The sequence below is a fragment of the Kamptonema animale CS-326 genome, assembly GCF_028330895.1.
GTDB lineage: Bacteria > Cyanobacteriota > Cyanobacteriia > Cyanobacteriales > Microcoleaceae > Kamptonema > Kamptonema formosum.
Window position 1 is genome coordinate 1 of the sequence record NZ_JAQMUA010000001.1, and the last position, 5,738, is coordinate 5,738.

7 protein-coding genes and 1 pseudogene are annotated in these 5,738 nt (G+C 46.0%); 4 read left to right on the top strand and 4 right to left on the bottom strand.

Annotated elements, in window-relative coordinates; all coding sequences use genetic code 11:
- Positions 1-368 precede the first annotated feature (368 nt).
- Positions 369-1,610, top strand: a complete 1,242-nt coding sequence (locus tag PN499_RS00005) for a URC4/urg3 family protein (protein ID WP_272029538.1) — start codon at positions 369-371, stop codon at positions 1,608-1,610.
- A 157-nt stretch (positions 1,611-1,767) separates the two neighbouring features.
- A complete protein-coding gene (gene upp / locus PN499_RS00010) occupies positions 1,768-2,403 on the top strand; it encodes a uracil phosphoribosyltransferase (RefSeq protein ID WP_272029539.1) in 636 nt (211 codons plus the stop codon).
- 70 nt (positions 2,404-2,473) lie between these two features.
- Here the strand turns inward: upp and psbB are convergent, their stop codons facing one another.
- Together psbB and PN499_RS00020 are read right to left on the bottom strand one after the other, a co-directional pair.
- Positions 2,474-4,000, bottom strand: a complete 1,527-nt coding sequence (psbB, locus tag PN499_RS00015) for a photosystem II chlorophyll-binding protein CP47 (RefSeq protein ID WP_272029540.1) — start codon at positions 3,998-4,000, stop codon at positions 2,474-2,476.
- Between the two features lie 202 nt (positions 4,001-4,202).
- Positions 4,203-4,532 carry a hypothetical protein gene (locus tag PN499_RS00020; RefSeq protein ID WP_272029541.1) on the bottom strand — a complete coding sequence of 110 codons (330 nt, stop codon included), beginning with the start codon at positions 4,530-4,532 and terminating at the stop codon, positions 4,203-4,205.
- Positions 4,533-4,666: 134 nt separating this feature from the next.
- Here PN499_RS00020 and PN499_RS00025 point away from each other — a divergent pair.
- Both PN499_RS00025 and PN499_RS00030 read left to right on the top strand, forming a co-directional pair.
- Positions 4,667-4,936: pseudogene (locus tag PN499_RS00025) on the top strand (type II toxin-antitoxin system RelE/ParE family toxin); the annotation flags it as partial.
- Positions 4,926-5,273: a helix-turn-helix domain-containing protein gene (locus tag PN499_RS00030; protein ID WP_272029542.1), complete on the top strand. Its 348-nt coding sequence runs from the start codon at positions 4,926-4,928 to the stop codon at positions 5,271-5,273. The pseudogene PN499_RS00025 and the gene PN499_RS00030, both read left to right, overlap by 11 nt.
- A gap of 2 nt (positions 5,274-5,275) precedes the next feature.
- Here the strand turns inward: PN499_RS00030 and PN499_RS00035 are convergent, their stop codons facing one another.
- Both PN499_RS00035 and PN499_RS00040 read right to left on the bottom strand, forming a co-directional pair.
- The gene (locus tag PN499_RS00035) at positions 5,276-5,464 is read right to left on the bottom strand and encodes a DUF4926 domain-containing protein (RefSeq protein WP_272029543.1); all 189 of its coding nucleotides are present in this window, start codon (positions 5,462-5,464) and stop codon (positions 5,276-5,278) included.
- Between the two features lie 69 nt (positions 5,465-5,533).
- Positions 5,534-5,738, bottom strand: a 205-nt coding sequence (locus PN499_RS00040; protein ID WP_272029544.1) for a hypothetical protein, incomplete at its 5' end; no start/stop codon positions are given.

The window sequence follows — 5,738 nt, forward strand, 5'->3', positions numbered from 1 at the left end:
CGCCTAGTCTCTGCGATTGCTTCGGGATTGCTTCGCGGAGCTCGCAACTGCGCTGCGCTTGGCTCGCAATGACAAGTATTTAACCGGAATGATATAAATGGTCAGAAAACGCTCAAAAGTCCGATTAAACTAAATCAGATATTGATAATATTCCTAACATCGAACAAGTAGGGAAAATTGCTCTTACAAAGGCTGTCGCCGGGAATTAGGGAATCTCAATATTTACTCAGTTAAGGAGATGCAAAATATTTCCTATGAACATATTAAATAACGACAAAAACCCCTGTCAGTTTTAGGAGAGGAAGCCTTAAATCTCAGCTTCCAACAATCAAACAATCAGCCACAAAACACAATCGGAGAAACAACCTTTGAACAATCTCGAACTTGAGGCCATCGAATACCTAAGAACACCAAGTACAATTCGCGAAAAGTGCGATCGCCTCTTCAATTTGGCTTGCGAAGACAAACTGCGTTATTTTCGCATTGATTTAACCCAATTAGACAAAGCCGCTAATTATGTCATTGACGTAATCCGCCAACAATATCCCGATTTTAACATCCCGTTTCACAGCCGTTGGCGACATTTTGAAGTCGGGGAAATACCGCGTCTGGCGGAACTAGATAAAATCTTAGCACAAATCACCCCAATTAATAAAGCTAAAGTCAAATTTGACTTAGCAATTATCAGCGTTTTACTCGATGCAGGTGCAGGTGCAAATTGGGAATATTGCGAACAGGAAACCGGACAAGTTTATCGCCGTTCCGAAGGCTTAGCAGTTGCCAGTTTTCGGATGTTTTGTCAAGGGATTTTTTCCAGTAATCCTGATTTCCCTTTCCAAGCTGATGCCGTAGCACTTTCTCAGCTAAAATTACAGACATTAGCCACAGGATTACAAGTTAATCAAAATAATCAGTTAGTTGGTTTAGAAGGCAGACTAGAATTGTTGCAAAGATTAGGAAAAGTTCTCGGCCAAAATCCTCTATTATTTGGGAATGATAATCCGCGTCCTGGCAATTTATCCCAATATTTGTATAAGAGTAAACGCTCAGGAATGATGACTATCAAAGCTGCGGAAGTATTGAGCGCTGTTTTAACAGGAATGGGAGAAATTTGGCCAGGAAGATATACAATTTCCGGTGTGAACTTAGGCGATGTTTGGCCGCATCCAGCTTTACAAGGAGAAAATTTAAGTGATGACTATGTACCCTTTCACAAACTTTCTCAATGGTTAACTTACTCCCTATTGGAACCGCTACAAGAACTTGGCTTAGAAGTAATTGCATTAGATGAATTAACAGGATTGCCAGAATATCGTAATGGTGGTTTTTGTTTAGATATCGGACTGCTAAAGGTAAAAGATACAGCTATTTTTCAACAAGCTCACTTGCCTGGTTCAGAAATCATAGTAGAATGGAGAGCGCTGACTGTCAACTTGTTAGATAAAATTGCCGAACTAATTCGGAAAAAGCTAAACTTAACTACGGCAGAATTACCCCTAGTGAAGATTTTACAAGGAGGAACCTGGACTGCGGGAAGGAAAATTGCCGCTGAATTGAGAGCCGGTGGAGTGCCGCCAATTCAGATAGAAAGTGATGGTACTGTATTTTAATCCTAATTCTGAAAAATATTGCTACAGTCTTGATATTGGATTTCACTTCGTTTCACCCAACCTATCATTAACGCGACCATCTTGGCGGTGACTTTACCGCCGGGACGGCGGCGTTACGTGGTTCGTGCGTAAGTCCTACTACTAAGATGTTGTTAAAATGACTGCAAAAGTTATCGTCATCGATCATCCATTGGTGCAGCACAAGTTGACCATTATGCGCCAAACTAATATTAGTACGGCAAAATTTCGCCAACTGCTTAAAGAAATGGGAAGCTTATTAGCTTATGAAGTAACGCGAGACTTGCCACTCAAATATGAGAAAATCCAAACTCCAATTGCCTCAACGATCGCTCCCATGCTAGCCTCGGAAAAGAAAATGGTAATTGTCTCTATTATGCGAGCAGGTCAGGGTCTTTTAGATGGTATATTAGAACTAATACCGTCAGCAAGAGTCGGACATATTGGGCTGTATCGTGAGCCTACAACTCTGATGGCAATTGAATATTATTTTAAGGTTCCCCACGATATCGAACACCGAGATGTGTTAATTGTCGATCCGATGTTAGCAACTGGTAATTCAGCAGTGGCGGCGGTGGATAGAATTAAAGAAGTTAGCGCCATTTCTATTAAGTTTTTATGCTTGCTCGCGGCACCGGAAGGGATTAAGCACTTCCACGAACAACACCCCGATGTGCCAATTTACACGGCTGCAATTGACGAAGGTTTAGACGAACACGGTTATATTGTACCGGGCATGGGAGATGCAGGCGATCGCCTTTACGGAACAAAGTAATTTTCTTGGATTCAAAATTAAAAAACCCGGTTCCTTTAAGAAACCGGGTTTTTCAGATTCCGACAGAAGTTTAAGTTTCCTGTCTGCGAGTCGTAACGTCGCCCAATTTCTGGAACAGACCGAACTCGACTTGCTCTTCTAGGTCTGGGTCAATTCCAGCAAACACATCTCGGAAGAGGGTGCGAGAACCGTGCCAAATATGACCAAAGAAGAACAGCAAAGCAAAACAAGCGTGTCCGAAAGTAAACCAACCGCGAGTAGAAGTGCGGAATACCCCGTCAGACTTCAAAGTTTCGCGGTCAAATTCAAACACCTCACCCTTCTGGGACGCACGAGCGTACTTCTTGACCTCAACGGGGTTATTCAACGTTTGACCGTTCAATTCTCCACCGTAGAAGCTGACAGTAACGCCAGCTTGCTCGAAGCTATATTTCGACTCGGCGCGACGGAAGGGGATGTCAGCGCGAACTATCCCATCTTTATCGGTCAGAATAACTGGGAAGTTTTCAAAGAAGTTAGGCAGACGGCGTACCGACAATTCCCGACCTTCACTGTCTTTGAACACAGCATGGCCCAGCCAACCTTTAGCAATGCCATCGCCTTTGTTCATCGGGCCAGCCCGGAACAGACCGCCTTTAGCGGGGCTATTACCTACGTAGTCGTAGAAAGCTAGCTTCTCAGGAATTTGCTCGTAAGCTTGCTGAGCGCTGCCACCGTTAGCAATGGTAGTTTGGGCTCGGCGTTGAATTTCCTGCTGGAAATAATTACTATCCCACTGATAGCGAGTTGGCCCAAATAGCTCGATGGGAGTAGCGGCGGAACCGTACCACATCGTACCAGCCACGATGAAAGCGGCGAAGAAGACGGCAGCGATACTACTGGATAGTACCGTTTCGATGTTACCCATCCGTAGGGCTTTGTAGAGCCGTTCGGGGGGGCGAACAGTTAAGTGGAACAGTCCAGCAATCACGCCTACGACTCCAGCAGCAATGTGGTGGGCCACGATGCCTCCAGGGTTGAAGGGGTCAAAACCTTCTGGGCCCCAAGAGGGCGCGACTGGTTGGACGTGACCGGTTAAACCGTAGGGGTCAGAGACCCACATTCCGGGCCCGAAAAGTCCCGATAGGTGGAAGGCTCCGAAGCCAAAGCAGAGTAGACCGGACAAGAACAGGTGAATGCCGAACATTTTCGGCAAGTCGAGGGCTGGTTCGCCAGTGCGGGGGTCTCTGAAGAGTTCTAAATCCCAGTAAACCCAGTGCCAGACGGCGGCGAGGAATAGTAGACCGGACAGGATGATGTGAGCGGCGGCAACGCCTTCAAAAGACCAAATGCCTGCATCTGCGGCACTTTCGCCGGTGATGCTCCAACCGCCCCAAGATTTGGTCACGCCCAAGCGAGCCATGAATGGCAGGACGAACATTCCCTGCCGCCACATGGGGTTAAGGACGGGATCGCTCGGATCGAAAATTGCTAGTTCGTAGAGGGCCATTGAGCCCGACCAGCCTGCCACGAGGGCAGTGTGCATGAGGTGTACTGAAATCAATCGACCTGGATCATTCAAGACGACTGTGTGTACGCGATACCAGGGTAGTCCCATTGACTACGCTCCTCCAAAGGTGAGAGATGTTTATTTTGACTTTGACAGCTTTTCAGCTTTTTATTAAGCCGCCGGCGCTTGCTGTCTTTTTGTCTGGGTGTAGTATTACCTAGACTTGGGGATGGTAAGACGCGGGAGGCATAAAAATGAAAGTTATTTAAAGAAGTGTATCGAGTGTTAGAACCGATTGCAATATTCTGAGCTACATCAAGTGGGGATTGCCGATCTGACATCGGGCTTCGATCGTGCACAAGCGTTCGAGGACTTGCTCGGCAGCGATCAGGCGGGTGAGTACGACGTTACCGATATTTTTAGTGGGATCGCTTTCTAGGAGCGGGGCTGTGGGTTTTACTTCTACCATGAGTACGGCTTCTTCTACGCGGTAGAGCCACATTTTCTCGTTTTGATCCCAGAGGCAGAGATTGAGTTTCTCTATGTCGGGCGATCGCCTCCAGGCAGTTTCGCTCCACAAGCCGCCAACTCCCCAGACGCGCCCGACCGTCCACCCTTCAGATAGAAAAAAGTATTTCACGAACTTAACTAGGTACGGTTACTTAGAATGTGGTGTTTAGGATAGCGCGAAATGGGGCTTTGATGGGATTGGTTGTTGAGGATGTTTGAGGGGTTGGGGTGTGGGCGATCGTTTAAGAGAGTTCTAAGTTACAAGAATGTGGTCCAAACCTCAAGCGTCCTCACGTCGATACTCTCAATGGTTCTACCTACACCAATATGAAGGAACTTAGGTTTCAGGCAGTTGATGGAGTTTGGCGAGTCGCTTTTGCATTTGACCCCGGCCGATCTGCGATTCTGTTGGTAGCTGGGGACAAATCTGGTAGTAGTGAGAAGCGATTTTATAAGCAACTAATTAAGATAGCAGATAGTAGATTTCCCAGTCATTTGAATAAGTTAATGGAGCAAGAAAAAGATGACAATTAGCCTGAAGACTATTATGGAGAATTTGCCTCCCGAACAACGAGCAATAGTCGAAAAGCGATCCCTTGAGTTAATGGCTGAAGAAATGACCTTGCAAGACTTACGAAAAGCCAGGAAATTTACTCAGATTCGTATGGCAGAATTATTAAATATGCGTCAAGAAAATGTCTTGCGACTCGAACGCCGTGCGGATTTGTTGGTATCTACTTTGCAAAGTTATATCGAGGCAATGGGTGGGGAGTTGTCATTTGTCGTAGAATTCAAAGATCGACCACCGGTAAAAATTACTGGATTAACATCGATGTTTGAAGAAAGCAGCTACACTAATGGAGAGGAATAGTTTTAATTTACGAACACCTGTTGTTTGAGTGAGTATCGATCGCACTTTTTCGCATCTAGGGAGCGACTGTAACCTGTTTCTAGTCCAGCGACTTCATGGCATTCTACAACTGTGCCGATATCGCCAACCTGGAGATTTTCTTCAGGCACATTGCTTAAGAGTATGACATCTGTATAGAGCCGGAAATTCATAATTACTTTTTGTTAGCTTTACTGCAAAACTCCTGTTTATCTCTGTATTTGACAAAAGTAGTTATTCTACTATATACTAATATTAAATGAACAGGTGCCCCGAACTGCACGGGGAGGTATGGCGCGGTTGAGATACCGTGCGCCTGTCAGAGACAAGGTGCCCCGAACTGCACGGGGAGTTATGGTACGGTTGAGATGCCGTGCGCCTGTCAGAGACAAGGTGCCCCGAACTGCACGGGGAGTTATGGTACGGTTGAGATGCCGTGCGCCTGTC

Bases quoted from the DNA above. Each gene is read 5' to 3' on its own strand.
- upp (WP_272029539.1), top strand. From the start codon at position 1,768: ATGACTGCAAAAGTTATCGTCATCGATCATCCATTGGTGCAGCACAAG.
- psbB (WP_272029540.1), bottom strand. From the start codon at position 4,000: ATGGGACTACCCTGGTATCGCGTACACACAGTCGTCTTGAATGATCCA.
- PN499_RS00030 (WP_272029542.1), top strand. From the start codon at position 4,926: ATGACAATTAGCCTGAAGACTATTATGGAGAATTTGCCTCCCGAACAA.
- PN499_RS00035 (WP_272029543.1), bottom strand. From the start codon at position 5,464: ATGAATTTCCGGCTCTATACAGATGTCATACTCTTAAGCAATGTGCCT.